Genomic DNA, 1,680 nt, shown 5'->3' on the forward strand with positions numbered 1-1,680 from the left:
ACGCCTTATTCAACCCATCCGAGCCATCGGTTTGACTTAGATTAGCCGTTACCGAGCCGTAGAAAAAATCCGTTTCTGGCTCATTTAAAATGTACCGCACCGTGCCGCCCAAAGATCCAGAGCCATATAAAGTTGACTGCGGGCCTCGCAGTACTTCAACACGGGCAATATCTTTTAAAATAAAGTTCGAGTAGGTTGGGGTGTTATTGATATAGGTTGACACCGTTGGGTCAGTCAAAAACAAGCGATCCGTGGCATTTGGATCAAGATTTATTCCGCGGATGGTAATAGTGTTATTGGTGTCGGCGTTGCGTGCACCGCCATCGGCCAAAGATACGCCTGGCACGCCACGAAATAACTCAGCCGCGCTCACATAGCCTGCCTCATCAATATCATCACCACTCACGGCCGAAATATTGAAAGGAATTTCCTGCACGGTTTGCTCACGCCGCGTCGCAGTGACGACAACTTCTTCGAATACTGGCCCCTGCGCCTCTTCATCAGTTGCAGCCTGGCTATCAGTTTGAGCAGCCGCTAACTGGCTAAGCATAGCTGTGGATATGGCTGTGATAATGTATTTTTTCTTGAACTTACGCTGTTGCATGCTGTCACCTTTTAAAGCTTTTAATTAAGGTAATTCGAGCCAGAGATGCTTCGTAGTACCAATTAATTGCTTTAATTCAGTCCAGTTTCAAGGTTTTTGCATTTTTAACCAGATAAAACGCAAAAACTGGCTCTATAGCATCCTGATATGCGGAGATATATTTTTTGCATTGAAATTTAGAGGTAATTGTCATGCAATACATCATTCTCATCCTATCAGCGCTGCTCATAAGCGCTTGTGGCACATCTGATGCCCCTACCAAGACTAGCGCTAATGATTTCATTCCTCCTGAAACTGGTGAAACTATAGAGGAACCTATTACTGGCCCAGCTGAACCTGTTTTAGATGAGCTAGACCGAAATCTTGACCCTAGTGAATATAACTGTAGCGATGAGCTTGTCAGAACCGACTATTTAGCCTGTCTTAGTGGCGACGGTATTTTAGCAAGCCCAAGAGCAAACTTAAGTTTTGCGCAGCTGAGTAACTCAGGCAATATTGGCTTAGTGAATTATAGCGCTTTTGCCATTCCCGCCGAGGCAAAAGCACCCTCTCATAATTTTAGTGGCACCTTAAGTTTTGCTGCACATAGCGGATCGATATCCACCGTCGATGTAAATGACCCGCCTACCGGCAATTCCGACGACCTACCTGATTTCAGCTTTGATTTTGTCCAACAAGATAGCTACTTTATTCCTCTGCAGCGAACTGTAACCCGCAGCAATGACAGCAACAATCGCTGGGAGTATATTGTTGGCCCTGGACGTGTATGGGATGAGTCAGGTGATCAAGGTATGAGCCGTGTATCGTTTCCATTTGCTCTGCAGCAAAGAAATCAAAACTGTACCCACAATGGGGTGATGAGCTTTTTATTCGATGCGAATGGCATCTCTGAACTAGCCTATCAAATTGCGCAGGAAACCTGTGCCAATAACAAATTTGACCTAACAGGCAAAGTAAGCGCCAGCTATACACCAAACAGCTTTGCAAATGCTGAAGCAGTAATTGTTGCATACCGCAACGAAGTATTTGACCGTATTCCGGTTGAACCTTTAGCAAATTTAACTGAAATATCAAGT

Annotated in this window: 2 protein-coding genes; one reads left to right on the forward strand and one right to left on the reverse strand. The window is 44.9% G+C overall.

Annotated features, from left to right (window positions below; genetic code table 11):
• On the reverse strand, positions 1-604 hold a 604-nt coding region (locus HRU21_13405; protein ID NRA43280.1), incomplete at its 3' end, for a TonB-dependent receptor plug domain-containing protein.
• Between the two features lie 191 nt (positions 605-795).
• Between HRU21_13405 and HRU21_13410 the strand changes: the two genes are divergently transcribed.
• A partial coding sequence (locus tag HRU21_13410) for a hypothetical protein (protein NRA43281.1) occupies positions 796-1,680 on the forward strand: 885 nt, incomplete at its 3' end.

It is taken from the genome of Pseudomonadales bacterium, assembly GCA_013215025.1.
GTDB lineage: Bacteria > Pseudomonadota > Gammaproteobacteria > Pseudomonadales > DT-91 > DT-91.